This is a genomic window from Methylobacterium sp. PvR107 (assembly GCF_017833295.1).
In the GTDB taxonomy this organism is placed as follows: Bacteria; Pseudomonadota; Alphaproteobacteria; order Rhizobiales; family Beijerinckiaceae; genus Methylobacterium.
In genome coordinates this window covers 4,146,401-4,172,658 of record NZ_JAFIBW010000001.1, presented here as the reverse complement: position 1 = coordinate 4,172,658, position 26,258 = coordinate 4,146,401, and the positions used below count along the sequence as shown (strand labels likewise).

The following is a 26,258-nucleotide window of genomic DNA, read 5'->3' as shown; positions in this document are numbered from 1 at the left end:
GGCGCCTGCAGGGTATGAACGTCAACCGGGCGGTTCGCTCATGAGACTGGAGCCGTGACGTGACACCCGACGCGACCCCGATCCAAACGACCGGCTGCGCCTGAGCCATGCCGCATTTCAAGAAGATCGCCTTCGTGGCGAGCCCGACCGGCCATGCCCGCGAGGCGGCCGCTGCCCTGATGCGGCGCTACGACCACGTCCCGCCCGAGGAAGCCGACGTCGTCGTCGCGCTCGGCGGCGACGGGCTGATGCTTCAGGTCCTGCACCGGTTCATGGACAACCCGAAGCCGATCTACGGGATGAACCGCGGGACGGTCGGATTCCTGATGAACGAGTTCCGGGACGACGATCTGCTGGAACACCTGGAGGCATCGGAGCGCAGCGTCATCCACCCGCTCGTGATGGACGTGCTCGACACCGAGGGCCGCTCGCACCGGGCGCGGGCGATCAACGAGGTCTACCTGCTGCGTCAGACCCACCAGACGGCCAAGCTCAAGATCGAGGTGGACGGACACGTGCGGCTCGACCTGCTGATCGCCGACGGCGTGCTGGTCGCCACGGCGGCGGGCTCCACCGCCTACAACCTGTCGGTCGGAGGCCCGATCCTGCCTCTGGACGCGAAGCTGCTGGCGCTGACCCCGATCTCGGCCTTCCGGCCTCGGCGCTGGCGCGGCGCGCTTCTGCCGGACTATGCCCGGATCCGGATCGACGTTCTCGACGCGCCTCACAGGCCGGTGGCCGCGGTGGCGGACCATATTGAGTTCCGCCGGGTCTGCACGGTGGAGACTTCCCTCGATCGCGCCACCGAACTGGTACTCCTCCACGATCCCGGCCACAGCCTCGACGAGCGCATCCTCCGGGAGCAGTTCGGGTGAGCCTGGAGATCAGACCGGCCCGCGCAGCCGATCGCACGGCGATCGCCCGCATCATCATGCCGACCATCCGCGCCGGCGAGACCTACGCGCTCGACCGCGACCTGAGCGAGGCCGACACCGTCGCCTACTGGACCGGCGCCGACCGCGAGACCTTCGTGGCCGAAGCGGACGGGGCGGTGCTCGGCACCTACTACCTGCGCGCCAACCAGGCGGGCGGGGGCGCCCATGTCGCCAATTGCGGCTTCATGACCGATGCGGCCGCAACGGGGCGTGGGGTCGCCCGCGCTATGGGCGCGCATGCCCTCGACCGGGCGCGAGCCCGCGGCTTCGCGGCGATGCAGTTCAATTTCGTGGTGAGCACCAACGTCCGGGCGGTTCGGCTCTGGGAGAGCCTCGGCTTCGCCGTCGTGGGCCGGCTCCCGGGCGCCTTCGCGCATCCGAGCCTCGGGCATGTCGACGCCCTGTTGATGTTCCGGACGCTCTGAGGGACGGACCGCCCCGAGAAGATCCCGTGCCGGTGTCCCAGCTCCAGCCTCTCCCTGAGGGGTCTGGCAAGAGAGACTCCCCCGGTTCAGGTGAAGCCGGGACGCGCCCCGATCAGCCGAGGGGTGCCTCTACCAAGTCGCTCTCGCGGATTGCCCGCTCCCCGGTCTGGGTGCGGATCCGGTAGCTGGGCTCGCCCGTCTGGTCCTCCGGCATCAGCCGCAGGACCTCGAACACCTCGCCGTCGCCCTTGTCGCCGGGGAGACCGATCCGGGGCCGGCACACGCGCTGGCCGATCTTGAACTTGTGGGACATGCCGGACTCCGGGAGCGAGGTGTCGATGCGGAAGCGCCTCAGCGGCGCTTCTGGGCCTTGGCCTTGCGGGCGAGGTAGCGCGCGTCGCGCTGGAGCTTCTGCTCGGCCTGCAGAGCCTTGGCACGCTCCTGGGCGGCGAGCTGCTCAGCGTGCTTACGCTCGATCTCGGCGAGGCGCTCGGCCTCAGCAAGCTTAGCGGCCTGCTCGATCTCGGCCTGCCGAAGAGCGGCACGCTCAGCCGCCCGGGCCTCGCGGGCATCGACCACCGCGCGGCGGGCGGACTGGCGGGCAAGGACGGTGGGATCGTCGGCCGACGGGCGTGCCCGGAACCGCGCCAGCATCTCGGACCGCGCCTTCGCGGCCGTCTCGAGGCGATCGACGACACCCTGCTTGTTCGGAAAGCTCACAGACGCTCCTGAGTCGGGCGCGGCAGAGACCGGCGCCCCAATGGGGGATTGCAAATGCGAAGAAGCCGCTCTGGAGGGAGCGGCTTCCAAAAGACGGGTCGAACGGCGATCAGGCCGTCTGGAGCTGGCCGGCGGACTGCTTGCCGCTGCGGCGGTCGGTCTCCAGCTCGTAGGTGACCTTCTGGCCCTCGTTCAGGCCACGCAGGCCGGCACGCTCGACAGCCGAGATATGAACGAACACATCCTTGCCGCCGTCATCCGGCTGGATGAAGCCGTAGCCCTTGGTCTCGTTGAACCACTTGACGGTTCCGGTGCTCATGGAAGTCCTTGATCTTCGCAGGCATAGTGAGAGATGGCACCCGCCTACAAGGCACGGAGCCGACATCGACCGATAGCGATAGGAAAGTCAGAACCGCCCTGCGAAGGCGTAACGGTCCAAGATATCCGGACACGTGCCGATAAGCGACGGATAAACCCTTCGGGGCTTCTTGGCAAGAGCGAGGAACTATTTGGCACGGCCACCGGGCCGGCCGATGGTCAGTTCTTACTGGAACAACGCGATCATCCGCGTGCGAACCGCCGCTTCATCGCAGGAGAGCGGAATTTACGCGCGCGGCGTCATTTGAAACCTGTGGTTTTCGTCGTGCCATTTGGCACGCGGTGGATCAGCGATCCGGTCAGGCGGGGACGAGACGCAGCACCCCCTCGCCGCGGCGATGCCCGATCACCGTTACGGCGACCTCCCGGGCGCCGGCATCGGCGACGAGAGCGGCGGCCAGCGCTGCGCCGAACGGGGCCGCCACCTCCAGCCCGTGCCCGATCACGTCCCCGAGGGCGCGCAGCCGCGCCTTGGGCGCGATGCGCCCGAGGGCGTCCCGCTCCTCGGCGGTGATCGGGGCCACGCCGGTCGCACCGGACAGGATGTGGTCGGGCGCCGCGATCCCAGCCTGCCGCCAGAGGCCGTCGAGGCTCGCCGCGACGCTGCCGGGTGCGCGCCGGGTCCGGTCGCTCGCCACGGCATCGAGCCGGGCGAGGGCCCGGGCGCCGCGGGCAGACGCATGGGCCGCCGATTCCAGCATCAGGAACGCCGCGCAGCTGCCGAGGATGAAGCCGCCGGTGTCGCCACGCTGGAAGACCGGGCTGAAGCTGTCGCGGGCGAGGTAGCCGCCCATCTCGTGGATCACCAGCACGTCCGGCCGCTCGGCACTGTACGAGCCGCCGACCAGGATCGCGTCGATCTGGCCCGAAGCGACCCGGGCCTGGGCGATCCGCAGGGCATCGACCCCGGCGGATTCCTCGCCCATGAAGGTGCGCGAGGCCCCCGTGACCCCGTGCACGATGGCGATGTTGCCGGCCAGCAGGTTCGAGAGCTGGGCGAGGAACAGCGTCGGGCGGAGGTCGTTCTGCAGCCGTTCGTTCAGGTAGGCGCCCGGATCGGCCGCCTCCCGCAGGCCCGTCAGGATCGTGCCATCGACCGCGTAGTCGCGCTCGCCGCCGCCCGCCGCCACGACGAGGTGGAGCGCCTGCTTGAAGCCGGCATCGTCCTTCACGCCCGCGGCGTCGAGGGCGAGGCCCGCGGCATAGACGCCGAGCCTCTGCCACGCCTCCATCTGGCGCTGATCGCTGCGCTTGGGGATCTGCCCGTCCCAGGCGATCGCAGGCGCGGGATGCACCGGGTAGGGCGTGAAGGTCTCGGTGTCGGTGTGGGGGGCCGCCTGCGCGTCGAGAGCCGCGAGATGGGCCGCAACCCCCTCGCCCGCACAGGAGACGAGGCCGAGCCCGGTGACGACGACGGCGCGGTTCATGGCGGGCTCACAACTGCGCGGGATCCGGAAACAGACCGATCGCCTGGGCCCGAGCGCGCATCGGCGCGTCGAGCCCGTCCGGGAACGGCATGGTGCGGAAGCGCAGCTCCGCGTCGCACAGCACCTTGCCGGCGTGGCTGATCGCCGCCTTGGTCACCGCGTAGCCCGAGCCGTCATGCTCGAGGCTCGCCGTGACGACCAGGTCCGCCCCCGGCCCGACGAACGAGCGGAAGCGTGCTTTGTCGACGCCGGTGAGGAACGGCATCCGGGCGAAATCCAGATGGGCGAGGACGAGATAGCCAGAGGCCTGCGCCATCGTCTCCGTAAGGAGGACGCCGGGCACCAGCGGATGGCCGGGGAAATGCCCCTCGAAGACGGGGCTCTCAAGCGGCACACGCGCGAGCGCCTCGATCCGCCCGGCGGCCCGGTCGAGGAGCCGCACGGAATCGATCATCTCGAAATATTCGAGGCGCATGGCAGGGCCGGCGTGGCGGGGCGAATCAGAGTGCGGGGGTCAGACCTTGGCAGCCTTCTCGGCCACCAGGCCGTCGATGCGCGCGCACAGGTTCTTGAGGACAAAGTACTCCTCGGCCGGGACCTTGCCCTCGTTGACCTCCTGGGTCCAGCGCTCCAGCGGCAGCTTGATCCCGAAGGCCTTGTCCACCGCGAAGGCGATGTCCAGGAAGGCGAGGCTGTCGATGCCGAGATCGTCGATGGCGTGACTCTCGGGCGTGATCTTGTCGCGCGGGATGTCGGCCGTCTCGGCAATGATGTCGGCCACGCGCTCGAAAGTGGCGCTGCCGTGGGAGGGCTCGTCGGACATGTCTTCTCGCGGGCTGTTCGAATTCCGGATCGGTCAGGCGGGAAGCCCCCTCGCCGCCGGGCAGCCCGGCGCTCACGCCCCGCGCGGCCACCCTACACGTCTTTGGGCCTCATACGCGGCCCCGTTCGGATGGCGGCGACCTCTACACGAGGGTGTCAGGGGCGGCAACCGCAACGGTTCCCCCGGCGTTTCAGCGCGTATCCACAAGCGCGCGTCGCTGCGGGTGAGGACGTGCGGACGCTCCGGCCGCGCGGGCCCCGGCTGACGCGCGCGACCGCGCGTTTCCAGGAGTCAGACGGATGCCACCGATCACCAAACCCGCCGCCCCGCCGGCGCGGATCGAGGCGACGCCGCCGGCGCCCCCGATGGCGCCCCACGAGCGGGCGCGCTCTCAGGGAGCAGCCCGCGTCCTTCTGGTCCTGGCACTCTCCGCGCTCGGCCTATGGATCCTGCACGGCTTCCTGCCGGCGCTGGCCTGGGCGCTCGTACTCGCCATCGCCCTGTGGCCGCTTTACACCCGCCTGGAGCACCGCTTCCCGCCGGGCAAGCACAACATCCTGCTGCCCTCCCTGATGACGGCCGCCGTGGCGCTGGTCTTCCTGGCCCCGCTGGCGATCCTCGGCGTGCAGGCGGCCCGCGAGGCCCACGACGTCGCCGACTTCGTGCGCAACGCGGAGGCCAACGGCATCCCGGCACCCGAATTCCTGCAGCACCTGCCCTACGGCGCCGCGCAGGCAACCGCGTGGTGGAACGACAATCTCGGCCACGCGCAGGCGGGCTCAGACCTGCTGCACCGGTTCGAGAACCATTCGGTGATCGGCGCGTCGCGGAATTTCGGGCGCGAGGTGGTGCACCGGATCGTGCTGTTCGGCTTCAGCCTCGTGGCGCTGTTCTTCCTGTTCCGCGATTGGCGCAGTGTGCGGGACCAGTCGCTGACGGCCTGCCACCGCCTGTTCGGTCCGCGCGGCGAGCGCGTCGCCCGCCAGATGGTCGCCTCCGTGCACGGCACTGTGGACGGACTCGTCCTCGTCGGCCTCGGCGAGGGCTTCCTGCTCGGGATCGTCTACTACTTCGCGGGCGTGCCACACCCGGTGCTGCTCGGCGCCTTCACGGCAGTGGCGGCGATGATCCCGTTCGGCGCTGCCCTCGCCATCGCGATCGCGGCACTCCTGCTGGTGGCGGCCGGCTCGGCGACGGCGGCGATCGTGGTGGCCGTCGCGGGCCTCGTCGTCACCTTCGTGGCCGACCACTTCGTGCGGCCTGCCCTGATCGGCGGTACCACGAAGCTGCCGTTCCTCTGGGTGCTGCTCGGCATCCTGGGCGGCGTCGAGACCTTCGGCCTGCTGGGCCTGTTCGTCGGCCCCGCCGTGATGGCGGCTCTCGTCCTGCTGTGGCGGGAATTCACCGAGGGGCACGACGAGACGGCCTGAGTTCCGTTCTCACCTGGAGCCGTGCCGGATCGATCCGCCATCCGGAACGGCTCCGGATCTCCGCGTTCACCCGCCCCGCCTTACGGAAGGGCGAGACGCCTCGGCGGAGAACACCCTAATCGACCGCGCTTGCCTCGATGCGCTGCCGATCCTGACGCCAGTCGGCCGGCTTCTCGAAGGTGCCGGCCCAGATGCCGCGGCGGGTGGCCCAGGCCTGGCCTTCCTGCCGGATATAGGCCGCCGTGACGTGACGGCTGGCCAAAGCGTGGCCTTGCGCCGCCATCCAGGCGGACAGGTCCTCGCCGTGGACGTGGCAGACGCCGGCGACACGGCCCGCGGCGCCGCCCTCGCGGCGCTCGCAGGTGACCACGCCGCCGCCGATCCGCGTGCGCAGGGCCTGCTCGGCCTGACGGCCGCAGCGATACTCCAGCCCGGACGCCGTCTCGCAGCTCTGCGCCATCTCGGGCGCGTCGATGCCGTAGAGATGGATGCGGGTCCCCTGCACCTCGATCGTGTCGCCGTCGATCACCGAAGCGGAGCCGCTGATCGTGCCCGCCGCCGCGGCGGGGCTGCCGAGGAGGAGCAGGGCGAGCATCGGTCTGATCATCGAGGGATTGTCCACGCGGAGGGCGGTCGAACTGGCGAAAGGGGGCTGGTGAAGCCGGGACGCTGCGCCGCCAATGTGGCGATTTTGCCGGGCGGCCCCGGCGCGGGGTTCGCCTTGAGGCGAAGGTTGCCGCTTCCGGGTTGCGAAAGTGTTCCACCCGACACCACGGGTGCGGCTGCCCGGAGGCGACCATCGTGCGCGATGGCGTTTCGCGAGACCCTGCAGGGCGCGGTGACCCTGTACGCGGCGCTCCTGCTCTGGGCCGCCGAGACGATCGGGCCGGAGCGGTCGGGTTTGAAACCGGCCTGAAGCCTCACGGCCGCGGCAGTGCTGGCCCGCGACGGCATGTCGCCGGACGGTCCGCTGGGTGATGGCCGCCTCGACCGGGCCGCCCTCGACAGGCTCCCCCACGCGGCCTCGGGTGAGCCCCCGGCGGCAGGTGCGGCCGAGAAGCCCGCCGGCTGACGGGCGTATCCCGGTCGCCGGGCCGCGCAGCCATTCCGTCATCCCGAAGGCGGCGCGGCGAGTTCGGGATCCGGACCGACCACCGCTCTTGGATTGTGCGTGTAGATCGGCTGCGTCAGGCCCGGTACTTGCCGTTGCGCTTCACCAACACGCGGGTCCCGACCGGCACCCGCTCGTAGAGATCGGCGATATCCTCGTTGAGCATCCGCACACAGCCCGACGACATCTGCTCGCCGATACTCCAAGGTTCGTTGGTGCCGTGAATTCGGAACAGGATGTCGCGGTTACCCTGGTAGAGATAGAGGGCGCGGGCGCCGAGTGGATTGTCGACGCCGCCCTTGCGAGTCCGCGGCAGGTCCGGGTTGAGCGAGACCATGGTGGCCGTCGGGCTCCAGTCCGGCCAAACGCCCTTCCGGCCGACCCGGGCCTCACCCTTCCAGGAAAAGCCCGCCTTGCCGACGCCGACGCCGTACTGCATCGCGGTTCCGTCGGCCTGCACCAGCAACAACTGGCGCTTGTCGATGTCGACCAGGATGGTGCCGGGCTGCTCGGGGCCGTTGTAGCTCACCTGCTGCCGCCGGTACTTCGGATCGAGCCGCCCGGTATCGACCAGGGGGATGTCGAAGGGCTTGTCGGGCTTCGCGCCGATGTACCAGGCCGCATCGTCGTCCTGCGCGAGCTGGGCCTGACGGGTCTGGCAGGCTGCGAGGGGCGCGATCGCAACGACGGCAAGGAGGAGGCGCGAGAGCAGGATCCGGCGGATTCGGGTCCAGGCCGAGGGGCGCGTCACGGTCATCGGTTCAATCATGCAGGCTAATGTCCTCAGGTCCTGCCTACCGTCTCCCCGCCGGTGACGATGTAGCTTTTCCGCCGCAGCCGGCCGCGTGCGGCCGGCTCCCGAGGCCACGGTTGCGCCCTAATTCACAATCGGAGCGGGGCTTCGTCGAGCCGCGCGCGGAGGCGAGTGATGCCTGAGACCGAGACACTGCCCGACGCGGCGGAGGTGCCGCCAGCCCTGGCGCTCAGCCCTGCGATCCACCTCGATCATTGCGTGATCCACATCAGCGACTGGACGCGGTCCAACGCCTTCTATCGCGACGTGGTCGGCGCCGAGGTGATCGAACGGGGGAACGGCTACGCCTACCGGTTCGGCGGCGTGCAGCTTAATTGCCACGGTCCCGGCGTGAAGGCGGAGCCCCTGGCGGCACACCCCGTGGAGCCCGGAAACAGCGATCTCTGCTTCCGATGGTCGGGACCGATCGCGGACGCGATCGCTCATCTCGAGGCCGCGGGCGTGCCGGTGGAACTCGGGCCTGTCGAGCGGCACGGCGCCGCTGGCGCCGGGATCAGCGTCTATTTCCGCGATCCGGACGGTTCGCTCCTCGAATTCATCACCTATCCGACAGGCTGATCAGCCCCGGCTCTCGGCAAGCGCTTGGTTGGTCTGCTCCAACCGCAACGCCAGCACACGCATCAGTGCGATGCTGATCTGTGGAAACTGTGCCAGGAGTTCCAGGAACACGCCGCGGTCGATGCGAAGCGCGGTCACGGCGGATTCGGCCGTCACGGTGGCCGATCTGGGCTGCTCGGCGAGGATGCCCATCTCGCCGACCAGGGCATCCTGGCCGAGCAGCGCCAGCCGCACCGGCCCGGCGGGACCATCGATGCTGACCTCCGCGGTGCCCTTCAGGATCACGTAGGCGGCATCGGCCACATCGCCGCGGGCGAAGAAGCGCTGCCCGGGCTCGAAATGCACCCGCTCGCTGGTGAAGGCGAGAAGCTTCAGGCGCGCCGGTTCGACTTCACGGAACAGCGGCACCTGTTTGAGAGAGGAAACCTCGGTGTCGAGGGTCATACGTGGGCTCCACGACGGGTCTCGGGGCGGGAACAGACGAGTCTGCGCATCCATGCGGTTCGTCAGGCACTTGTCCAGCCCTGCACCCGGCGCAGCCCAACTCTTCCCGCTCCGCAAGTTCGGCGTAGGCCTGACGCTCGCCACCCTGCTCGTTAGCGGACCGGCTTGCGCCCGGCTGACCCCGAGCGAACTCGCCCGCGTCGCGGTTGCGCCTCCGGAGGGAGCGCAGGCCCCTCTGGATCTCAACGTCACGGACGCTCTGACGGGTCAGGCCACGACACTGGGGCAGGCGCTGGCGGGACGTCCCACCCTGTTGCTGCCGGTGGATTACACCTGCGGCAATGTCTGCGACCCGATGGTGTCGATGTCGGCCGACGCCCTGGCGGCGACGGGACTCGCGCCAGACGACTCCGCATTGGTGCTTGTCGGCATCGACCCGCGCGATGATGCCGCGGCCGCGCGGCGCATGCTCGAGGACACCTTGGGCGAACGTGCCGCGTCGGTCCGACGCAAAGCGCTGATCGTCTCCGCGGCCGCGCTTGCCCGCTTGACCGGGACCCTCGGCTACACGGCCGTGTACGATCCGGGCACCGACAGCTTCGCCCATCCGGCCGCCGCCCTGCTGCTCGCAGGCGACGGACGGGTAGCGCGCGTGCTCTCACCCTTGGCGCTGACCGGGCGGGACCTCCGCTTCGCCCTCACGGAAGCCGGGGAAGGCCGCATCGGAGGATTGGCGGACCGCCTCGCCCTGCTCTGCTACGGCTACGACGCGGCCCGCGGCGTCTACACCCCGCTCGTTCGGCGCATCCTGACGGTGGCTGGCCTCGTGACGATCCTGGCGATCGGTCTCCTCATTCTCGGGCTGACCCGCCTCGCGCGGAGGCGGGCAGGCTGAACCCCGGGTCAGCGCCGCGTCGAAAGGCCGTGCTCGCCGGCCGCCGGGGTCTCGCGCTTCAGGCTGGCATTCAGATGGGGCGAGTCGACCGGCTCCTCACGGGTCGTCGGCGTGGCCGAATCTTCTGGGGCCGGCATCGGCGGCAGCGGCGGCGTGTTCGGCCTCACCTCGGGGCCACCACCGGCGGCATCCTTGACCATGTTACGGTTCGTCATACGCGATAAGCCTCCTGCATCCTGCGCGGTCCAACGCGCCGTTCTGGGCCCTGGGACCAGTTCGGCATGCGTTCCTCCGGGCAGATACGGGCGTCTACCCAGGTCGATCGACAACCAACGCCGCAAACAAGACCCCGGTTGCCGTCAAGCTTAGCTATACGAAGCTTGGCCAGGTCTCGGCACAGGAACCTTGGTTATTGCTGAAGGTTGTTGCGGGGTGAAGCGAAGCCTGAGGAGGAACTGATGGCATCCGGAAATTCGACCTCGAAGCGAGGCTTTGCCTCGATGAACCTGGAGCGGCAGCGCGAGATCGCCAGCAAGGGCGGCCGCAGCGTGCCCGCCGAGAAGCGCTCGTTCTCTCAGGATCGCGAACTTGCCTCGACCGCCGGGCGTAAGGGTGGCCAGTCCACGGGTACCGGCCGCGCCGAGTGAGGCAGGCGATCGATTGTGTCGCGTAACGGCGCCGTGTCCTCGAGACCGGCGCCGTCTTCGTCGTGATGATCCTCGCATAGCAAAAGGCCCCGCCGATCCGGTGGGGCCTTTTGCTATGCGGTCTGGCGGCGCGTTGGTATCAGGAGATGCAGCGACCCGGCGTCATCCGGCGTGCCTCCGGGCCGACCAGGGAGCTCAGAGCCGTCTCGCAGCCCTCGCGGACCATGCGACGCACCGGCGCCTTGAGCACCGGCTGGATGCCCATCTCCTGGGCCTCGCCGGCGACGGGAGCCCGGCCTTCGAGCCTCTGAACGCCCGCCACGCGGGTCGGACTGATCGCCAGCGAGACCGGCCGCATGCCCGGGAGGGGCATCTGAACACTCTGGGCCGTCAGCGTCGGGGGCGTCCAACGGTCTGCCGTGTCGCGCACCATCGGCTGGACCAGCACCGTGAGGAGGGCGGCAGGAGCACTCACGCCCAGTAGGAAACCAGACCGCAGCATCGCCCCGACCTCATCGCGAGAGCTTGACAGGATGTTCTGATAACGCGGCCTGCAATCGCAGGTTCCTAGACTGTGTCGCGTCTATGCGGCTTTAGTATTCGATGACGGCTCGGGCGTTGGTGCGGCGGCGCACCCGCGCCATCCACAGCCGCCCCCTGTTGCGCATAAGGTACACGCGCCGAAAAAGCGCATTTTCTGGAACCTCGCTGACCGGCGGCCGTTATTGCAACACCCGGCCACCTGGTCCTCCCCGCATTCCCCTTGTGCATCGGCCGGAACCTAATCGACGGGCTGGAGCTTTCTCCGGCCCGTTTTTTTGCGACTCGATGCTGATCACGCGGCAACAAAAAACCTCGGCCGAGGCCGAGGTTTTTCGCATCGATGGAGGTGCCGGAGACGCGTCAGAATTTCGGTCGCGGCACGAAACTCAGGCTGACTTGGCTTCCCGACGGCGGGCCGTCTGCTGGAAGAACAGTGCCTGGCTGATCACAGCGGAGACATTGGCAGGCTGGAACGGCTTGGCGATGAGGAAGGCCGGCTCGGGACGCTCACCCGTCAGGAAGCGCTCGGGATAGGCAGTGATGAAGATCACCGGCACCTCGAAGGATTTCAGCAGGTCGTTGACCGCGTCGAGCCCGGACGAGCCGTCGGCGAGCTGGATGTCGGCCAGGATCAGCCCCGGGCGCTTGCCCTCACCGGCGATCTTGACCGCCTCGGTACGGGTCCGTGCCACGCCGATCACGTTGTGACCGAGGCCCTCGACCAGCGCCTCGAGATCCATGGCGATGAGCGGCTCGTCCTCAATGATGAGGATCTCGGTCGCCATATCGGCGGCGAGTTCGCGGCCGGCCTCATCGACGAGATCGCGCACCTCGGAGACGTCGACGCCCAGGATGATGGCGGCGTCCTCCTCGGAGAAGCCCTCTAGGCAGGAGAGCAGGAAGGCCTGCCGCGGCAGCGGCGTGATCTGGCCGAGGCGCACCTCTGCGGGAAGATCGTGCTGGACCTGCTCACCGCGGCCGTTCACCGACAGCGAGTTCCAGATCCGCGTGAAGACGCGAAACAGATCCGCCTTGATGTTGGTGCTCCGGCCGAGCGTGTCCGGCTCGTTGACGAGGGTCTCCAGGGTAGCGGCCACGTAAGCGTCGCCCGCCACTTGGCTACCCGTGAGCGCGCGGGCGTAGCGGCGCAGGTACGGCAGGTGCTGTACCACGAGTTGCGATGTCGACATTCGATCCCCTGTGCCTCGCCGTGTTGCCCGGCCGCGATCGCCTCGATCCTTCAACCGAGGGCCTGCCGGGGCCGGCCTTCTGTCCTGCGCAGCCTACCGCCCAACGCGGAGGCCAGCACTCCGTTCCACCCCCCGGCGGAACCGATCCCGGCGGGCAGGCGTTGCCGGCGCAGCCATGGCGTATGTCGAGCCGCAGCACAATGCGGCCGAGCCGACTTCGGCAACAAGGGGCGTGTTGATGGTGGACCAGGGAGAGGAGGCGCGTCCGCGCGCGCTGCAACGGCGTGCAGGCAGCGCCACGGACGACGCGCCTGAGACCCAGCCCAGCGATGCCCGCGAACCCAGCGCGCTATCCTCTTCGACGATCGGTCGCACCGCATCCCGCACCGGATTGAGCGAACACACGCGCAACCGAATCGTCTCTCAATTGCGTACCATGTACGACACGATCGCTCAGCAACCGGTGCCGGACCGCTTCGCCGATCTCATCGCCAAGCTCGACAGCGGCGACCGCGAGAAGGCCTGACGGCCTCCATCCTTTAATCGGCCGGTCAGCCCCTTACGCCTGGCTCGGGCGCAGATGCCCGCCCACTGGACAAGCCGGGCCGATAAAAAGGGCTGCCGCGTCGCGCGGCAGCCCTTTCGATCTTACTTCACCGGCCTGAGACCATTCAGGCTGCTACAGTTATTCTCAAAGGGTCGGCGAGCGGCCCCGCATCAGGCCGACCACGGCCGAGATCGCGAACAGGACGATCGCCACGAAGAAGACGAGCTTCGCAGCTTCCATCGCGGTACCGGCAATGCCGCCGAAACCAAGCAGAGCCGCCACGAGGGCAACGACGAGAAAAGTTACGGCCCAACCGAGCATCGTTTGTATCCTTCAACAGTGCCAACGCGGGCGGGCCGCGCCGTTCTGAACACAAAAACGCCAAGGTTTCGCTCCGGTTCCGCCAACCTGACGGACTCCTGTGCGCAGATCGGGCGAGCTGATCTGGGCGCGACGATGGGTGACGGAACGGGACGAAGGCGCTAGCGTTCGAAGATAGGTCTTCAGGTTCGATCCGGGATCCGCGATGCCGCAATCTGCCAAGAGTGCCGTTCGATCAGAGGCTGCCGCGATGGCGAACCGCCTCGCCGAGGTTGCCAACAAGGCCGCCGACGCGTTGCGTGCCGCGCTTCTCGGCCTCGTCCTGTCGCCCGCTCCTGTGCCGGTCCGCGTGCGCGCTCGCCGCTCGGACCGGTTGCGCTGAGCAGCACCATCCCGTCTGGTCTGGGGCCGAGCGATGCAGTCGGCCTTACCTTCAGGCTGCGGCTTGGCCCGGATCGCATGGCAGAGCCGCCCCGTCTTGTGCGTCGTTGAAGCGACGACGCGCAGGGTGGCAGCCTAGGACTCCTGGACCCTGCAGAGTGGGGACCTCGCCGTACTGCGGGGCTTCGGCAGCCTCCCGATTGCGGATGCAGCCGAAAGTCGCTTTAGGAGCGGCCGACCATCTCGCCCGGGGAAAGCGATGGCCGATGCGGACGAGATCAGCCTGACCTTCGATCGATCCATGCCGCAGCCGGATCGGCTGGAAGCCGTGGCGCCGCTGATCCGGCGACGGATCGCGCCGAATGGCGGACCGTTCACGGCGAGCGGCACCTGCACGTACGTGGTTGGTCGCGACCGCGTCGCGGTCATCGATCCGGGACCCGACGACGCGGCCCACATCGATGCGCTGCTCCGAGATCTCACGGATGAGCGGGTTGTGGCCATCGTGGTCACTCACACGCACCGCGATCATTCTCCCGGGGCGCGACTCCTTGCCGCCCGCACCGGCGCACCGATTCTCGGGTGCGCGCCGCACAGGGCCGCTCGGGCACTGTCCGAGGCCGAGTTGCCGATGCTCGACGCGAGCGCCGACCGGGTCCATACGCCCGATCGCGTCATGGCGGAGAGTGATATCGTCTCAGGCCCGGGCTGGACGCTGGTGGCCGTGGAAACGCCCGGCCACACGATGAACCACCTCGCCTTCGCGTTGCCGGAGTCGCAGGCCTTGTTCTCGGGGGATCATGTCATGGCATGGTCCACGACGATCGTGGCCCCGCCGGACGGCTCGATGCGGTCCTACATGGCCTCCCTCGACAAGCTGCGGGGCCGCACCGAGACATTCTACTGGCCGGGCCACGGCGGTCCCGTCCGCGATCCGGCGCGGTTTCTCCGCGGCCTCGCGGGCCATCGACGGCAGCGCGAATCCGCGATTCGCGCGCGCTTGGCCGCCGGCGATACGCGGATCGCCGAGATCGTCGCGGCGATCTACCAGGGGCTCGATCCGCGCCTCAAAGGCGCCGCGGCCCTGTCGGTCTTCGCCCACCTGGAGGATCTGGTCGGGCGCGGCCTCGCCGCGTCCGAAGGCGCACCGCGGCTGGACGGAACCTACGCGCCCGCCTGAACGCGTTCGCGCCCGGCGGTCACTTCACCGCAAGGGCCAGGTTGGCGACATCGTCCAGGTAGGCGCGGATCCGGTCGGCGTTGCTGCCGAAGTCGCGTCCGCCGAGCCGTGAGGCTGAGCGCACGTCGATCCGCGCCCCGTCGGCACGGGGACGGATGCGCACGGTCACATCGTCGGGCAGGTTGAGGATCAGTCCCCGCGCCACCGCCTCGATCCGGCCGTTTCCGGTGCGGCCGCCCGGCCGGATCGCCTCCACGATCTGCCAGTGCCGATTGAGAGCGGCCTTGCGGGCCAGCTCGAACGCCTCGTCGGCGCCGATATCGAGGGTGAGTGGCGCGATCTGCGGATAGGCGCCGCGCTGGCGATCGCGGAGCGCCGGTCCCGGATCCGGCGGATAACGTCCGCCGCGGGCTGCGAAGGCGGCGCGCGAGCGCGAGAAGGCGGGCGGATTGTCGATGTCGGTGGTGATGTCCGGAACGGCGGGCAGGCGCAGACCGCGCAGGGCCAGGAAGGCGGGATAGCCCAAGACGACGAGCGACAGCATCAGCCCGGCGACAGCGGCGCCCAGGCCGCGCGCACCCTCGCGCCAAACCCGGGCGAAAGCGAACAATGCGGCAGCCGCCGCCGCCAGCGCGACACCGAACCCGGCTACCAGGGCGGCGAGCGCCGCATCGGTATCGGCACGCGGATCCCGCACCAGGATCAGGGCGAGCCCGGTCACGACGATGGCGAACAGCGCCAACCGCCGGGCCAGCGGCCCCGCACGGGTGACGGGTTCCTCGATGAGTAGGCGGCGCATGGGGATCATGGAGGCGTTCGGAGCCCGATCTTACAGCTTGGCCATGACCGACGCCATCGCGGTGCTACGGAGCATAGGCGCGGGCATTGCCGGGCAGGCCGAGCGTCGCCGGCTGCTTGAGGCTTTCGGGCAGCATCGCCTCGCCGGGCCGGCTCGCGGCTTCCGCGGCCTCGCCGTGCGCCAGGATCTGGACGGCCGGTGCGCTCCAGGGTCCCGATACCGCGAACAGCAGACCACGCGGCGGGGCGGACGCGGGTCGCAGGGCGAGATTGCCCCTGGCGTCGAGCCGCCGCTCCGGCAGCGAGACCTGACCATGCAGGGTCGCGCCGATGCTCGGCCCCATGAGTCCCGCTTCGGTGATCGCACCGACCCCGTCTGTGAAGCGCAAGGTGATTGCGGCGCGCTCGAACGCGGTCCGGCTGTTACGGCGCGCGAGCGCGCCAGGTGCGATGGCGCCGTTGCGGTGGATGACGTCGGCGAGATCGAGTCCGGCAATCGCGCCGCCCTCGACGGAGAAGGTCGCCCGTCCGCCGAGATGAGACACGAGGCTGGCGCTGTCGCGGGCGCTCGAGTCCAGGGAGAACTGCCCCTGCACGGGACCCATCACCCAGCGCGAGGCGCCCGTCTCACCGGACAGGCTCCCGAGATCGAGGTGGTCCACGCTTCCCTGCAGACGTATCTCGGTCTCGGCCGGGTCGGCCCCGCTCACCAGGGTCATCCGTCCCTTGAGGGTGCCCTCTTGAACGCGCGCGCGATTCACCGCGACCTCCATCGCGGCGTCGCGAACCAGGACGCTCGCCGCGAGGTCCTGGACGGGAACCGGACCGACCCGCCCCTCGGCCGCCGACACTCGCAGGTCGAGATCGCCCCGGGTGAACGGCGCCAAGGCCAGCGGCACGGATGGAGACTCGGACAGCCGCACGAGGTCCTCGACCAGCGGCGCGAGATCGAGCGTCTCGGCCGCCAGCGTTGCCTGGACCGACAGCCGCGGCGCATCGCCCGGACCGAGCGCGACGGCGCCCGCGCCCTCCAGGACGTTCTGGCCAAATCCGACCCGCAGGCTCGGCCAGGACACGGACCGTTCCGCCGTCTCGAAGCTGCCGGTGACCGAGACCGCGCCCGCCAGCGGCGAGAGCGGGACGTCCCCGCCGATCCACGACAAGGTCTCCGGCAGCGAGCGCGTCTCGAAACGCACCTGACCCACGAGATTGGGCAGCGCGGCCGCGCCCGGGGGAACCGCTACGGTCCCGTCCGCCGCCAGACTGCCGCCCGGCCAAGTCACGTCCGCGGTGAAAGGGCTTCGCTTGCCGAGAGCCAAGTCGGCAGGCCGGAGGTGCGTGAGCGCGACCTGCGTCGGCACACCCCGCCATGTCAGCTTCGCGCGACCTTCGGCCGATGCGCTCCAGAAGGGCCAAGCGATGTCCAGATCGAGATCCTGGACTTCCGCGCCCTCCGCGATCCGCGCGCCGGTAAGGATGATCCGGCGGGGCCGGGCCGCGACACCGGACCGGGCCTGCGCACCGAGGCGCGCCAGTGGCCCGCCCCAATCAGCGGCCTCTCCAGACAGGCGCGCGCCTTCGAGCCGCAGGCCGCCGATTGCCGCGTGCCCGCTGAGGAGGCCGAAAGGATCGAGGTCGATGCTCAGGCGGCCCTCCTCCGCCAGGGCCGGTCCTGCGGTCCCGGCCGCAATCCGCACACGGCCGAGGGTCAGGCGCGGCAGAGGCAGCACGGTCAGGCTCGCAGGCCCCTGTGCGCTGAGGGTCAGCCCGTAAGCGTCGAGGGTCTGGCCGGCGAAGGCCGTCGCCCGGACGCCGTCGATCGGCCAGTCGCGCAGACCGAGGCCGGCAACAATCAGGCTCCCGAGAGCGAGGACGAGGGTCGGGCGGCGCAGCGACATCATGCTCCAGACGGGCCGCGGCTGCGGCCGGAAGCCGGGTGCCGCGCCAGGCCCCCTCAAGCCGTCGCGGCCCGGCAGGGTCTGCACGTCGAGGGGGTGTTCTAGCGCCGTTCGCGGCGTTTGTCTGCCGGACCTGCGCGAAGCCGCCGATCCCTCCCCAGACCGTGGCGGTTACGGATCAACCCGGACCGCACCGGCTCAAGCGGCGCAGCACTGGATTTCGCCGGCGGAATCGGGAACAGCAGGCGCGACGAAACGCGCTTGCCAAAGTTTCGGCCGGTCAGGCCCGGCGGGAAAAGGACGGTTCGATGAAGAAGGTCTACACGGATGCCGCCGCAGCCTTGGCTGGGCTCCTGCGCGACGACATGATGGTGATGTGCGGCGGCTTCGGCCTCTGCGGCATCCCGGACGAACTGATCGAGGCGGTGCGCCTCTCGGGCGTCAAGGGCCTCACAATCGTCTCGAACAATGCCGGCATCGACGGCGTCGGCCTCGGCAAGCTCCTCGATACCCACCAGGTGCGGAAGATGATCTCGTCCTATGTCGGCGAGAACAAGGAATTCGCCCGGCAGTATCTCGGCGGCGAGCTGGAGATCGAGTTCAACCCGCAGGGCACGCTCGCCGAGCGGATCCGCGCCGGCGGTGCCGGCATCCCGGCCTTCTTCACCAAGACCGGCGTCGGCACCAAGGTCGCCGAGGGGAAGGAGGTCCGCGAGTTCGACGGCGAGCACTACGTGATGGAGCGCGGCCTGTTCGCCGACATCGCCCTGGTCCACGCCCATACCGGCGACACCGAGGGCAACCTCCGCTACCGGATGACCGCCCGCAACTTCAACCCGATGATGGCCACCGCGGCCAAGATGACGGTGGCGCAGGTCGAGCACCTCGTGAAGCCGGGCGAGATCGACCCGGACACGATCCACACGCCCGGCATCTTCGTGAAGCGCATCGTCGACGTGGGCGTGCGCGACAAGCGCATCGAGCAGCGCACCACGCGCAAGCGCGGCGACAGCACTCCGGCCGCCGCGGCCGGCGGCGGCACGCATTGATCAGATGCTTCTCTCCTCCCCCTTGCTGGGAGGAGCCGGAGGTGGGGGTGGCGCCGGATGAGGCTCCGCGGTGCCTTTTGCACCGCCCCCGCCCCTAACCCCTCCCCACAAGGGGGAGGGGAAAGCCAGATCCGGCCGCGCGTGAGCGCGCCACGCTATCAGGAGATCACCATGGCCTGGACCCGCGAGCAGATGGCGGCGCGTGCCGCGAAGGAGCTGGAGGACGGCTTCTACGTGAACCTCGGCATCGGCATCCCGACGCTGGTGTCGAACTACATCCCCGAGGGCATGTCGGTACAGCTCCAGTCGGAGAACGGCATGCTCGGCATGGGTCCCTTCCCCTACGAGGGCGAGGAAGACCCGGACCTGATCAACGCCGGCAAGCAGACCATCACCGCGCTGCCGACGACGAGCTATTTCTCCTCGGCCGATTCCTTCGGGATGATCCGCGGCGGGCACATCAACCTGTCGATCCTCGGTGCCATGCAGGTCGCCGGCAACGGCGACCTCGCCAACTGGATGATCCCCGGCAAGATGGTGAAGGGGATGGGCGGCGCCATGGACCTGGTGGCGGGCGTGAAGCGCGTCGTCGTGGTGATGGAGCACGTCGCCAGGAACAAGGACGGCACCGAGAGCCCGAAGCTCCTGAAAGCCTGTGACCTGCCGCTGACCGGGACCCAGGTGGTCGATCTCGTGATCACCGATCTCGGCGTGTTCACCATCGACAAGAAGGGCGACGGCGGCATGAAGCTGATCGAACTCGCCGACGGCGTCACCGAGGATGAGATCCGGTCGAAGACCGAGGCGGATTTCACCGTCGCCCTGAAGGGCTGACACGCGAATGCCCGGCCAGCCATCTCGCCGGGCAGCGCGCTGTAGGGCTCTTCGCCGCGCGCCCTCATCCTGAGGTGCTGCATAGCAGTCTCGAAGGAGAGCTCCAGGGATCGCGGCGAGTGCTGGAAGGCTCCTTCGAGGCCTCCGCTTCGCTCCGGCATTTCAGGATGAAGGCGCAAGCGGGATTTCCGGCGCTCTGTTGGAGCCATCCTCCGCAGAGCATCTCGGCCCGCCCGACGCAATCCGTCGGGCGAACCGTTTCGCGTTACATGGGCGGGGTCAGACCATCCTTGCCCACGGCCACCAGCTTCCCCTCAGCCTTGGCGCCATCCTTGGCGACCACGGCGAAGACCTTGGACCCCGGGGTCAGGATCGCCTTGTCGGCCGGCTCGAAGGCGACGATCGGCGCCGAGGACGGGACCACGATCTCCTTGGAGCCGTCCTTGCCGTAGCTCACCGTCAAGGTGCGCTCGCCACCGGAGGCCGCCTTGTCGGCCTTCACGGTGCCGTTGGTCATGGCACTCTTGACCTTTGGGGCGTTCGACGTCTCGGCCTTCACCGTGCCGTTGGTCATGGCGCTCTTCACCTTGGCGCCGGCCCCCGCGGTCTGGTCTGCGATCGAATCCCAGCCGTAATGGCCCTCGCCGGTGCCGCGCATCGACTCGGGGAACAGCACGACCTCCAGGGCGGTCATCGGGTTTTCGCCCTTGGTGGCAGTGCCGATGAAGACGCCGTCCTTGATCGCGTCGAGGCTCGACGGGACCACCCAGGCGAACTTGGCGCCGCTCACGTCGACGGTCTCGGACTTGCCGTCGTCGGTCTTGATCGTGAGCGTGCTGCCGTCGGCCTTATCCACCGTGCCGCGGACACGCTCGACCTGCGCGGCGAAGGCCACGCTCGACAGCAGGGCTGTCAGGCCGGCGGCAACGAGGGTCTTGTTGAGGTGCTTCATCGGGGTCCCATCCTGGCTTCAGGAGCCGGGTTATGGGGCGCCGCACGTGCCAAACAAGGTTGCGCGCAAACGAAACGGACGATCCGGAAAGTAAATAAGGCGACGCTCCCTTGAGCGCCGCCTCCTATCGTCCGAGCCACCCCGACGCCCGCTCGTCGCGCCGTCATTCCGGGACGCCGCAGGCGAGCCCGGAAACCAGAGCCACAATGGGTGCCCTGTCTGGCACCGCGGCGACTCTGGATCCGGGCTCCGCTGCGCGGCCCCGGGATGATGCGTTGGTTGCGATCTCCCTTGTGGGACGACCCGACCTGATCAGGCCGCGAGCGAGCGCAGCACGTAAGGAAGGATGCCGCCGTTGCGGAAGTACTCGAGCTCGTCGAGGGTATCGATCCGGCAGGTCAGCGGGACCTGCTTCACCGAACCATCGGCGGACTTGATCTCCGCGATCAGCGTCTGGCGCGGCTTCAGCTCGCCGGCCAGCCCCTTGATGGTGACGGTCTCGTCACCCTTCAGGCCCAGCGACTGCCAGGACGTGTCGCCCTGGAAGACCAGCGGCACCACGCCCATCCCGACGAGGTTGGAGCGGTGGATGCGCTCGAAGCTCTCGGCCACCACGGCGCGGACGCCCAGCAGCTTCGTGCCCTTCGCCGCCCAGTCGCGCGACGAGCCGGTGCCGTATTCCTTGCCGGCGAAGATCACCAGCGGCGTGCCCTGCTCGGCATATTTCTGCGCCGCGTCGTAGATGAACATCTTCTCGCCTGACGGCTGGAAGTGCGTCCACCCACCCTCGACCACGTTGCCCGTTTCGTCCCGCACCATCTGGTTCTTGATGCGGATATTGGCGAAGGTGCCCCGCATCATCACCTCGTGGTTGCCGCGCCGCGTACCGTACTGATTGAAGTCCTGCACGCGGACCTGATGCGACTGCAGATAGGCACCGGCCGGCGAGGCGGCACGGATGTTGCCCGCCGGCGAGATGTGGTCGGTGGTGATCGAGTCGAGGAACAGGCCGAGGATTCGTGCGTCCGCGATGTCCTCGACCGGCTTCGGGGTCTTCTCCATGCCGACGAAGTAGGGCGGGTTCTGCACGTAGGTGGAGCCCGGGTTCCACGCGAAGGTCTCGGCTTCGGTGACCTCGACGTCCTTCCAGTTCTGGTCGCCGCCGAACACGTCCGCGTAGCGCGACTTGAACAGGGCCGAGGTGATATTCTCCTCGATGAACTGCTGCACCTCGGCGGAGGACGGCCAGATGTCCTTCAGGTAGACCGGCTTGCCGTCGGCATCGTGGCCCAGCGGCTCGGTGGTGATGTCGATCTGCATCGAGCCGGCGAGCGCGTAGGCGACCACGAGTGGCGGCGAGGCGAGGTAGTTCGCCCGCACGTCGGGGTTCACGCGCCCCTCGAAATTGCGGTTGCCCGAGAGCACCGCCGCGGCGACGACGTCGTTGTCGTTGATCGCCTTGGAGATCGCCTCCGGCAGCGGGCCGGAATTGCCGATGCAGGTGGTGCAGCCGAAGCCCACCAGGTTGAAGCCCAGCGCGTCCAACGGCTCCTGCAGGCCCGACTTCTCCAGGTACTCGCCGACAACCTGCGATCCGGGCGCCAGCGAGGTCTTCACCCACGGCTTGGAGCGCAGGCCTCTGGCAACGGCGTTGCGGGCCAGCAGCCCGGCGCCGATCATCACCGAGGGGTTCGACGTGTTGGTGCAGCTCGTGATCGCGGCGATCACCACGTCACCGTGCCCGATGTCGAAGTTCGTGCCCTCGACGGGGTAGCGGCGCGCGATGTCGGCGGCCTTCTTGAACTCGGTCTCCATCGAGGCGGCGAAGCCCGGCTTGGCGCCGTCGAGCAGCACCCGGTCCTGCGGACGCTTCGGGCCGGCGAGCGAGGGCCGGACCTCGCCCATGTCGAGTTCCAGCGTGTCGGTGAAGACCGGGTCGGGGGTCTGGGCGTCGCGCCACATGCCCTGCGCCTTTGCGTAGGCCTCGACCAGGGCGATCCGGTCGTCGGCGCGGCCGGTGACCGTCAGGAAGTCGATGGTCTTCTGGTCGACCGGGAAGAAGCCGCAGGTCGCGCCGTATTCGGGGGCCATGTTGGAGATCGTGGCCCGGTCGGCAACAGCCATGTCGTCGAGGCCGGGGCCGTAGAACTCCACGAACTTGCCGACCACGCCCTTCTTGCGCAGCATCTGGGTGACGGTGAGCACGAGGTCGGTGGCGGTGGTGCCCTCGGGCAGCTTGCCCGACAGCTTGAAGCCCACGACCTCGGGGATCAGCATCGACAGCGGCTGGCCGAGCATGGCCGCCTCGGCCTCGATGCCGCCGACGCCCCAGCCCAGCACCGCCATGCCGTTGACCATGGTGGTGTGCGAATCGGTGCCGACCAGCGAATCGGGATACGCCACGTCGGAGCCGTTCTCGGACTTCGTCCAGACGGTCTGCGACAGGTATTCCAGGTTCACCTGGTGGCAGATTCCTGTGCCCGGCGGCACGACGGAGAAATTGTCGAAGGCCGACTGGCCCCATTTCAGGAAGGTGTAGCGCTCGCCGTTGCGCTGGTATTCGAGCGCAACGTTGTCGGCCAGCGCCTTCGGGGTGCCGAACTCGTCGACGATCACCGAGTGGTCGATGACGAGATCGACCGGCACGAGCGGGTTGATCTTCTGCGGATCGCCGCCGAGCGCCACCATGGCGTCGCGCATGGCAGCGAGGTCGACCACCGCCGGGACGCCGGTGAAGTCCTGCATCAGCACGCGGGCGGGGCGGAAGGCGATCTCGACCTCGGCCTTGCCCTTCTGCTCCAGCCAGCCGACGGCCGCCGCGATATCGGCCTTCTTGACCGAGCGGTCGTCCTCGTAGCGCAGCAGGTTCTCCAGGATCACCTTCATGGAGAAGGGCAGCGCGGCAGCGGACGCGAGGCCGTTCTTCTCGGCCTCGGGGATGGAATAATAGGTGTAGGTCTTGCCGCCGGCTTCGAGCGTCTGGCGGGCCTTGAAGCTGTCGAGTGAGGGCACGGCTGGTTCTATCCTCGCTGCGGGTTGTCGAACACGCGCAGGCAAGACCTGCGCTACGAAGTTGTGTTCGGCCTGTGTAGCGCCCGACGGGCGCGCGCCGCCCCGGGAGTGCCCGGGCAGGAGACGATGCGCGGGGGCGATTTGGACGCCCGTGATGCCGCGCGGCGCAGCCAGGGAACGATATAGAACTTTTCGAATCTGGCCGCTACCGGGTCGCGATGACAGGTGCGTTTTCCTGTCGGAGATGCGACGGACGAGCCGAGGCAGCCCGGCCGCGTCTGGTTGTGACGGACGTTCAGGTCTGCCGCGCCACCTCGGAGCCGCTTCAGCCCGTCTTCCCGGGGCCGTGCAGCGGAGCCCGGGATCTAGATCCGCCGCGTCGCCAAAACCCGGCACCGAAAGCGGTTCTGGGTTCCGGGCTCGCCCGGGGCGACCTGGAATGACGGGGCGGCTGTGGTCGATGGCTTGGCACCGCTCGCAACGACGATGCCGCCGAAGCAATCCAGCAGGCGCCATCGCGGCCCTAGCCGGGGACGCTTCCCCCCGACAACGCTTTGGACCGGTTCGGCTGGGCCGCGAGCTTGCGCAGGGACGTGACATTGGCGGCCGCCTCCTCGGGGCTCATGTCGCGGCGCAGGATCGCCTCGGCGTCGGCGAACCGGCCCTTGAGACCGAGCACCATGGCGAGGTTCGCCCGCACCCGCGCATCCGCGCCGGGCTGGTCGGCGGCGAGCCGCAGGGTCTGCTCGGCTTGGTCGAGATTGCGCGAGAGGGCGTAGGACAGGCCCAGATTGGACAGGAGCGAGGGCTCGTTCGGCCGGATCTTGAGGGCGGCCTCGTAGAAGCTCTGTGCACGGGCCTGCTCGCCGAGCTGCGCGGAGGCCGAGCCCTGCGCCGACAGGATACGCCAGTCGGGTGCGGCCGGCGAATGGGCGTTGGCGAGCACGTCGATCGCCTCCCGGAAGCGGCCGGCCTCGACCAGCGACTTCCCGTAGGCGCCGAGCAGAGCCGTGTCGCGCGGGTTGCGCAGGGCTGCCTGCTGTAGGACCGCGGAAGCCTGGCTGATCTGGTCGTTCGCCCGCAGGGCGCGGGCATAGGCGAGGGCCGCGCGGCTGTCGCCGGGATTGGCGTTGAAGCGCTCGGCCAGGGACGCGGTCTCCTGTCGCGCGGCCGACGGCCGTCCGGCGGGCTCGCCGATCGAGCCGGTGGTCTCGGGGGAACGCGTGTTGCAGCCGGCAAGGCCCAGGGCGACGAACAGCGCCAAGAGCGTCACCCGGCGTCCGGCGGATGCCGCGGGTCCCGGGACCCGGATCAGGGCCGTCATCATCGTGCGCTCCGCCGCCAGCTCAGCCGCGGGCTCTGGCGCATGCTTCACGCCCCCGGCCGGCCGGTGATAGAGCGTTAACCCTAATCACCGGTTAAGCCGCCGGACTCAGCGGCGCATGAGAGGCACATGACCCAGGCCGATACCCAGGCATCGACGCCCGCTCTGCTGCCCGGCGACACGCAGGCCGTGCCGGTCACCCTGGTGACCACGGCGAACTGGGCCGAGGCTGAGGCTGCCCTGGAGCCGATCCAGCGCAGCTTCGCGAACGCCGTCGGGTTCAAGCCGAAGGCGGGCAGCCTTGCCCTGCTGCCCGGCCCGGATGGCGACCTCACCCGGGTGCTGTTCGGCCTCGGCGATCCGGGGGCGGCGGCCTATGATCGGCTGCTCGCCGGCAAGCTGCCCGGCCTGCTGCCCGAAGGCACCTTTCGCTTGGAGGGCGCGCCCGAACCTGCCGAGGCCGCCCTCGCCTGGCTGATGGGCAGCTACCGGTTCGGCCGCTATCGCGCCGCGGGGGGGACCAAGGCTCGCCTCGCAGCACCGGCCGGGATCGATGCCGCCGAGGTGGAGCGGATCGCCGCCGCGGTGGCGATGGGCCGCGACCTCGTCAACACGCCGGCCAACGATCTCGGGCCCGACGAGATCGAGGCTGCGGCGCGGGCGCTCGCCGCGCGCCACGGCGCCGCCATCAGCGTCATGCGGGGCGATGTCCTGGAACGGGAGTTTCCCCTGATCCACGCGGTCGGGGCCGCCTCGCCGCGGGCGCCGCGTCTGATCGACCTGACCTGGGGACCGGCCGACGCGCCGCGCGTGACCCTGGTCGGCAAGGGCGTCGCCTTCGATACCGGCGGCCTCGACATCAAGCCCTCCGCCGCGATGCTGCTGATGAAGAAAGACATGGGTGGCGCCGCCGCGGCGCTGGCCGCCGCCGACATGGTGATGGGCGCGGGCCTGAACCTGCGCCTGCGCGTGCTGATCCCCGCCGTGGAGAACGCGGTCTCCGGGAACGCCTTCCGCCCCGGCGACGTGCTGCCGAGCCGGGCCGGGCTCAGCGTCGAGATCGGCAACACCGACGCGGAAGGCCGGCTGATCCTCGCCGACGCGCTGACCGTGGCGGACGCGGAGAGCCCGGAGCTGATCCTCGACTTCTCGACGCTCACGGGTGCTGCGCGCGTGGCGCTCGGGCCCGACCTGCCGGCCTTCTTCACCGAGGACGAGGCTTTGGCCGGGGCCGTCGTGGAGGCCGGTCTGCGGGCGATCGACCCTGTCTGGCGCATGCCGCTGCACGCGCCCTACGCGAGCCTGCTCGATTCCAAGGTGGCGGATCTCAACAACGTCTCGGGGGGCCCGTTCGCGGGTGCCATCACGGCCGCGCTGTTCCTGCGCCGCTTCGCGCCGAAGACCAGGGCCCACGGCCATTTCGACCTGTACGGCTGGAACCCGTCCACCAAGCCCGGTCGCCCCGAGGGCGGCGAGGTCCAGACCGCGCGGCTGACCTACGCGCTGCTGAAGGCGCGCTACGGCGGCTGATCGCCTCTCGTCTTTGCGAGCAAGGCAATCCTGTCAGCGCCACGCTGATAGAGGTTGCGCAGCCCGGGTCGCTTCGCGCGCGATGACGGTGC

General features: G+C 69.3%; 31 protein-coding genes. 13 read left to right on the top strand and 18 right to left on the bottom strand.

Going from position 1 to position 26,258, the window contains the following annotated elements; all coding sequences use genetic code 11:
• The first annotated feature begins 107 nt into the window (after positions 1–107).
• Positions 108–875: an NAD kinase gene (locus tag JOE48_RS19650; RefSeq protein ID WP_210032299.1), complete on the top strand. Its 768-nt coding sequence runs from the start codon at positions 108–110 to the stop codon at positions 873–875.
• 2 nt (positions 876–877) lie between these two features.
• Positions 878–1,360, top strand: a complete 483-nt coding sequence (locus JOE48_RS19645; RefSeq protein WP_210035911.1) for a GNAT family N-acetyltransferase — start codon at positions 878–880, stop codon at positions 1,358–1,360.
• Between the two features lie 112 nt (positions 1,361–1,472).
• Here the strand turns inward: JOE48_RS19645 and JOE48_RS19640 are convergent, their stop codons facing one another.
• The 6 genes from JOE48_RS19640 to JOE48_RS19615 all read right to left on the bottom strand — a co-directional run bounded on the left by JOE48_RS19640 (position 1,473) and on the right by JOE48_RS19615 (position 4,708).
• Positions 1,473–1,673: a hypothetical protein gene (locus tag JOE48_RS19640; protein ID WP_210032297.1), complete on the bottom strand. Its 201-nt coding sequence runs from the start codon at positions 1,671–1,673 to the stop codon at positions 1,473–1,475.
• 38 nt (positions 1,674–1,711) lie between these two features.
• A complete protein-coding gene (locus JOE48_RS19635; RefSeq protein WP_210032295.1) occupies positions 1,712–2,080 on the bottom strand; it encodes a DUF6481 family protein in 369 nt (122 codons plus the stop codon).
• A gap of 109 nt (positions 2,081–2,189) precedes the next feature.
• Positions 2,190–2,399, bottom strand: a complete 210-nt coding sequence (locus JOE48_RS19630) for a cold-shock protein (protein WP_020090869.1) — start codon at positions 2,397–2,399, stop codon at positions 2,190–2,192.
• A 358-nt stretch (positions 2,400–2,757) separates the two neighbouring features.
• A complete protein-coding gene (locus JOE48_RS19625; RefSeq protein WP_210032293.1) occupies positions 2,758–3,885 on the bottom strand; it encodes a beta-ketoacyl-ACP synthase in 1,128 nt (375 codons plus the stop codon).
• Positions 3,886–3,892: 7 nt separating this feature from the next.
• A complete protein-coding gene (locus tag JOE48_RS19620; protein WP_210032291.1) occupies positions 3,893–4,360 on the bottom strand; it encodes a 3-hydroxyacyl-ACP dehydratase FabZ family protein in 468 nt (155 codons plus the stop codon).
• A gap of 39 nt (positions 4,361–4,399) precedes the next feature.
• The gene (locus JOE48_RS19615; RefSeq protein ID WP_210032290.1) at positions 4,400–4,708 is read right to left on the bottom strand and encodes an acyl carrier protein; all 309 of its coding nucleotides are present in this window, start codon (positions 4,706–4,708) and stop codon (positions 4,400–4,402) included.
• A 299-nt stretch (positions 4,709–5,007) separates the two neighbouring features.
• Here JOE48_RS19615 and JOE48_RS19610 point away from each other — a divergent pair, with 299 nt between their 5' ends.
• Positions 5,008–6,138: an AI-2E family transporter gene (locus JOE48_RS19610; protein WP_210032289.1), complete on the top strand. Its 1,131-nt coding sequence runs from the start codon at positions 5,008–5,010 to the stop codon at positions 6,136–6,138.
• A gap of 115 nt (positions 6,139–6,253) precedes the next feature.
• On the opposite strand, the gene JOE48_RS19605 is transcribed toward JOE48_RS19610, so the two are convergent.
• Positions 6,254–6,745 (bottom strand): thermonuclease family protein, encoded by a 492-nt coding sequence (locus JOE48_RS19605; protein WP_210032288.1) that lies wholly within the window; start codon positions 6,743–6,745, stop codon positions 6,254–6,256.
• Positions 6,746–7,072: 327 nt separating this feature from the next.
• On the opposite strand from JOE48_RS19605, the gene JOE48_RS30405 reads away from it, so the two are divergent.
• Positions 7,073–7,210 (top strand): hypothetical protein, encoded by a 138-nt coding sequence (locus tag JOE48_RS30405; protein WP_245252885.1) that lies wholly within the window; start codon positions 7,073–7,075, stop codon positions 7,208–7,210.
• A 115-nt stretch (positions 7,211–7,325) separates the two neighbouring features.
• Here the strand turns inward: JOE48_RS30405 and JOE48_RS19595 are convergent, their stop codons facing one another.
• Positions 7,326–8,018, bottom strand: a complete 693-nt coding sequence (locus JOE48_RS19595; protein ID WP_409518599.1) for a L,D-transpeptidase — start codon at positions 8,016–8,018, stop codon at positions 7,326–7,328.
• 159 nt (positions 8,019–8,177) lie between these two features.
• Here JOE48_RS19595 and JOE48_RS19590 point away from each other — a divergent pair, with 159 nt between their 5' ends.
• Positions 8,178–8,621, top strand: a complete 444-nt coding sequence (locus JOE48_RS19590; RefSeq protein WP_210032287.1) for a VOC family protein — start codon at positions 8,178–8,180, stop codon at positions 8,619–8,621.
• On the opposite strand, the gene JOE48_RS19585 is transcribed toward JOE48_RS19590, so the two are convergent.
• Positions 8,622–9,065 (bottom strand): cyclic nucleotide-binding domain-containing protein, encoded by a 444-nt coding sequence (locus tag JOE48_RS19585; RefSeq protein WP_192706379.1) that lies wholly within the window; start codon positions 9,063–9,065, stop codon positions 8,622–8,624.
• A 52-nt stretch (positions 9,066–9,117) separates the two neighbouring features.
• On the opposite strand from JOE48_RS19585, the gene JOE48_RS19580 reads away from it, so the two are divergent.
• Positions 9,118–9,960: an electron transporter gene (locus JOE48_RS19580; protein WP_210032286.1), complete on the top strand. Its 843-nt coding sequence runs from the start codon at positions 9,118–9,120 to the stop codon at positions 9,958–9,960.
• An 8-nt stretch (positions 9,961–9,968) separates the two neighbouring features.
• Here the strand turns inward: JOE48_RS19580 and JOE48_RS19575 are convergent, their stop codons facing one another.
• On the bottom strand, positions 9,969–10,175 hold the full coding sequence (locus JOE48_RS19575) for a hypothetical protein (protein ID WP_210032285.1): 207 nt from the start codon (positions 10,173–10,175) through the stop codon (positions 9,969–9,971).
• 243 nt (positions 10,176–10,418) lie between these two features.
• On the opposite strand from JOE48_RS19575, the gene JOE48_RS19570 reads away from it, so the two are divergent.
• Positions 10,419–10,607 (top strand): general stress protein, encoded by a 189-nt coding sequence (locus JOE48_RS19570; RefSeq protein ID WP_210032283.1) that lies wholly within the window; start codon positions 10,419–10,421, stop codon positions 10,605–10,607.
• Positions 10,608–10,746: 139 nt separating this feature from the next.
• On the opposite strand, the gene JOE48_RS19565 is transcribed toward JOE48_RS19570, so the two are convergent.
• Positions 10,747–11,109: a hypothetical protein gene (locus JOE48_RS19565; RefSeq protein ID WP_210032281.1), complete on the bottom strand. Its 363-nt coding sequence runs from the start codon at positions 11,107–11,109 to the stop codon at positions 10,747–10,749.
• Between the two features lie 427 nt (positions 11,110–11,536).
• A complete protein-coding gene (locus JOE48_RS19560) occupies positions 11,537–12,340 on the bottom strand; it encodes a response regulator (RefSeq protein WP_210032280.1) in 804 nt (267 codons plus the stop codon).
• Between the two features lie 175 nt (positions 12,341–12,515).
• On the opposite strand from JOE48_RS19560, the gene JOE48_RS19555 reads away from it, so the two are divergent.
• A complete protein-coding gene (locus JOE48_RS19555; protein WP_245252884.1) occupies positions 12,516–12,866 on the top strand; it encodes a NepR family anti-sigma factor in 351 nt (116 codons plus the stop codon).
• 165 nt (positions 12,867–13,031) lie between these two features.
• On the opposite strand, the gene JOE48_RS19550 is transcribed toward JOE48_RS19555, so the two are convergent.
• Positions 13,032–13,208: a DUF1328 domain-containing protein gene (locus JOE48_RS19550; protein ID WP_007568853.1), complete on the bottom strand. Its 177-nt coding sequence runs from the start codon at positions 13,206–13,208 to the stop codon at positions 13,032–13,034.
• A gap of 250 nt (positions 13,209–13,458) precedes the next feature.
• On the opposite strand from JOE48_RS19550, the gene JOE48_RS30860 reads away from it, so the two are divergent.
• Positions 13,459–13,590 (top strand): hypothetical protein, encoded by a 132-nt coding sequence (locus tag JOE48_RS30860; protein WP_280921327.1) that lies wholly within the window; start codon positions 13,459–13,461, stop codon positions 13,588–13,590.
• Between the two features lie 258 nt (positions 13,591–13,848).
• Positions 13,849–14,769, top strand: a complete 921-nt coding sequence (locus JOE48_RS19545) for an MBL fold metallo-hydrolase (protein ID WP_210032279.1) — start codon at positions 13,849–13,851, stop codon at positions 14,767–14,769.
• Positions 14,770–14,788: 19 nt separating this feature from the next.
• On the opposite strand, the gene JOE48_RS19540 is transcribed toward JOE48_RS19545, so the two are convergent.
• Positions 14,789–15,568, bottom strand: a complete 780-nt coding sequence (locus tag JOE48_RS19540) for a DUF1499 domain-containing protein (protein ID WP_210032278.1) — start codon at positions 15,566–15,568, stop codon at positions 14,789–14,791.
• A 64-nt stretch (positions 15,569–15,632) separates the two neighbouring features.
• A complete protein-coding gene (locus tag JOE48_RS19535; protein ID WP_245252883.1) occupies positions 15,633–17,468 on the bottom strand; it encodes an AsmA-like C-terminal region-containing protein in 1,836 nt (611 codons plus the stop codon).
• Between the two features lie 305 nt (positions 17,469–17,773).
• On the opposite strand from JOE48_RS19535, the gene JOE48_RS19530 reads away from it, so the two are divergent.
• Complete coding sequence (locus JOE48_RS19530) at positions 17,774–18,514, top strand: CoA transferase subunit A (RefSeq protein WP_210032277.1); 741 nt, start codon at positions 17,774–17,776, stop codon at positions 18,512–18,514.
• Between the two features lie 171 nt (positions 18,515–18,685).
• The gene (locus tag JOE48_RS19525; protein ID WP_210035903.1) at positions 18,686–19,348 is read left to right on the top strand and encodes a 3-oxoacid CoA-transferase subunit B; all 663 of its coding nucleotides are present in this window, start codon (positions 18,686–18,688) and stop codon (positions 19,346–19,348) included.
• Positions 19,349–19,613: 265 nt separating this feature from the next.
• Here the strand turns inward: JOE48_RS19525 and JOE48_RS19520 are convergent, their stop codons facing one another.
• From JOE48_RS19520 to JOE48_RS19510, 3 genes are all read right to left on the bottom strand, one after another.
• On the bottom strand, positions 19,614–20,300 hold the full coding sequence (locus tag JOE48_RS19520) for a metal ABC transporter permease (RefSeq protein WP_210032276.1): 687 nt from the start codon (positions 20,298–20,300) through the stop codon (positions 19,614–19,616).
• A gap of 312 nt (positions 20,301–20,612) precedes the next feature.
• Positions 20,613–23,312 (bottom strand): aconitate hydratase AcnA, encoded by a 2,700-nt coding sequence (acnA, locus tag JOE48_RS19515; protein ID WP_210032275.1) that lies wholly within the window; start codon positions 23,310–23,312, stop codon positions 20,613–20,615.
• Positions 23,313–23,835: 523 nt separating this feature from the next.
• Positions 23,836–24,639, bottom strand: a complete 804-nt coding sequence (locus JOE48_RS19510) for a tetratricopeptide repeat protein (RefSeq protein ID WP_210032273.1) — start codon at positions 24,637–24,639, stop codon at positions 23,836–23,838.
• A 126-nt stretch (positions 24,640–24,765) separates the two neighbouring features.
• Here JOE48_RS19510 and JOE48_RS19505 point away from each other — a divergent pair, with 126 nt between their 5' ends.
• Positions 24,766–26,166 carry a leucyl aminopeptidase family protein gene (locus JOE48_RS19505; RefSeq protein ID WP_210032271.1) on the top strand — a complete coding sequence of 467 codons (1,401 nt, stop codon included), beginning with the start codon at positions 24,766–24,768 and terminating at the stop codon, positions 26,164–26,166.
• The last annotated feature ends 92 nt before the right edge of the window (positions 26,167–26,258 follow it).

Excerpts from the sequence above, each read along its gene's own strand:
- JOE48_RS19650 (WP_210032299.1), top strand. The coding sequence starts at position 108 with ATGCCGCATTTCAAGAAGATCGCCTTCGTGGCGAGCCCGACCGGCCAT.
- JOE48_RS19640 (WP_210032297.1), bottom strand. The coding sequence starts at position 1,673 with ATGTCCCACAAGTTCAAGATCGGCCAGCGCGTGTGCCGGCCCCGGATC.
- JOE48_RS19630 (WP_020090869.1), bottom strand. The coding sequence starts at position 2,399 with ATGAGCACCGGAACCGTCAAGTGGTTCAACGAGACCAAGGGCTACGGC.
- JOE48_RS19625 (WP_210032293.1), bottom strand. The coding sequence starts at position 3,885 with ATGAACCGCGCCGTCGTCGTCACCGGGCTCGGCCTCGTCTCCTGTGCG.
- JOE48_RS19620 (WP_210032291.1), bottom strand. The coding sequence starts at position 4,360 with ATGCGCCTCGAATATTTCGAGATGATCGATTCCGTGCGGCTCCTCGAC.
- JOE48_RS19615 (WP_210032290.1), bottom strand. The coding sequence starts at position 4,708 with ATGTCCGACGAGCCCTCCCACGGCAGCGCCACTTTCGAGCGCGTGGCC.
- JOE48_RS19610 (WP_210032289.1), top strand. The coding sequence starts at position 5,008 with ATGCCACCGATCACCAAACCCGCCGCCCCGCCGGCGCGGATCGAGGCG.
- JOE48_RS19605 (WP_210032288.1), bottom strand. The coding sequence starts at position 6,745 with ATGATCAGACCGATGCTCGCCCTGCTCCTCCTCGGCAGCCCCGCCGCG.
- JOE48_RS19595 (WP_409518599.1), bottom strand. The coding sequence starts at position 8,018 with ATGATTGAACCGATGACCGTGACGCGCCCCTCGGCCTGGACCCGAATC.
- JOE48_RS19590 (WP_210032287.1), top strand. The coding sequence starts at position 8,178 with ATGCCTGAGACCGAGACACTGCCCGACGCGGCGGAGGTGCCGCCAGCC.
- JOE48_RS19585 (WP_192706379.1), bottom strand. The coding sequence starts at position 9,065 with ATGACCCTCGACACCGAGGTTTCCTCTCTCAAACAGGTGCCGCTGTTC.
- JOE48_RS19580 (WP_210032286.1), top strand. The coding sequence starts at position 9,118 with ATGCGGTTCGTCAGGCACTTGTCCAGCCCTGCACCCGGCGCAGCCCAA.
- JOE48_RS19575 (WP_210032285.1), bottom strand. The coding sequence starts at position 10,175 with ATGACGAACCGTAACATGGTCAAGGATGCCGCCGGTGGTGGCCCCGAG.
- JOE48_RS19570 (WP_210032283.1), top strand. The coding sequence starts at position 10,419 with ATGGCATCCGGAAATTCGACCTCGAAGCGAGGCTTTGCCTCGATGAAC.
- JOE48_RS19565 (WP_210032281.1), bottom strand. The coding sequence starts at position 11,109 with ATGCTGCGGTCTGGTTTCCTACTGGGCGTGAGTGCTCCTGCCGCCCTC.
- JOE48_RS19560 (WP_210032280.1), bottom strand. The coding sequence starts at position 12,340 with ATGTCGACATCGCAACTCGTGGTACAGCACCTGCCGTACCTGCGCCGC.
- JOE48_RS19555 (WP_245252884.1), top strand. The coding sequence starts at position 12,516 with ATGGCGTATGTCGAGCCGCAGCACAATGCGGCCGAGCCGACTTCGGCA.
- JOE48_RS19550 (WP_007568853.1), bottom strand. The coding sequence starts at position 13,208 with ATGCTCGGTTGGGCCGTAACTTTTCTCGTCGTTGCCCTCGTGGCGGCT.
- JOE48_RS30860 (WP_280921327.1), top strand. The coding sequence starts at position 13,459 with ATGGCGAACCGCCTCGCCGAGGTTGCCAACAAGGCCGCCGACGCGTTG.
- JOE48_RS19545 (WP_210032279.1), top strand. The coding sequence starts at position 13,849 with ATGGCCGATGCGGACGAGATCAGCCTGACCTTCGATCGATCCATGCCG.
- JOE48_RS19540 (WP_210032278.1), bottom strand. The coding sequence starts at position 15,568 with ATGCGCCGCCTACTCATCGAGGAACCCGTCACCCGTGCGGGGCCGCTG.
- JOE48_RS19535 (WP_245252883.1), bottom strand. The coding sequence starts at position 17,468 with ATGATGTCGCTGCGCCGCCCGACCCTCGTCCTCGCTCTCGGGAGCCTG.
- JOE48_RS19530 (WP_210032277.1), top strand. The coding sequence starts at position 17,774 with ATGAAGAAGGTCTACACGGATGCCGCCGCAGCCTTGGCTGGGCTCCTG.
- JOE48_RS19525 (WP_210035903.1), top strand. The coding sequence starts at position 18,686 with ATGGCCTGGACCCGCGAGCAGATGGCGGCGCGTGCCGCGAAGGAGCTG.
- JOE48_RS19520 (WP_210032276.1), bottom strand. The coding sequence starts at position 20,300 with ATGAAGCACCTCAACAAGACCCTCGTTGCCGCCGGCCTGACAGCCCTG.
- JOE48_RS19510 (WP_210032273.1), bottom strand. The coding sequence starts at position 24,639 with ATGATGACGGCCCTGATCCGGGTCCCGGGACCCGCGGCATCCGCCGGA.
- JOE48_RS19505 (WP_210032271.1), top strand. The coding sequence starts at position 24,766 with ATGACCCAGGCCGATACCCAGGCATCGACGCCCGCTCTGCTGCCCGGC.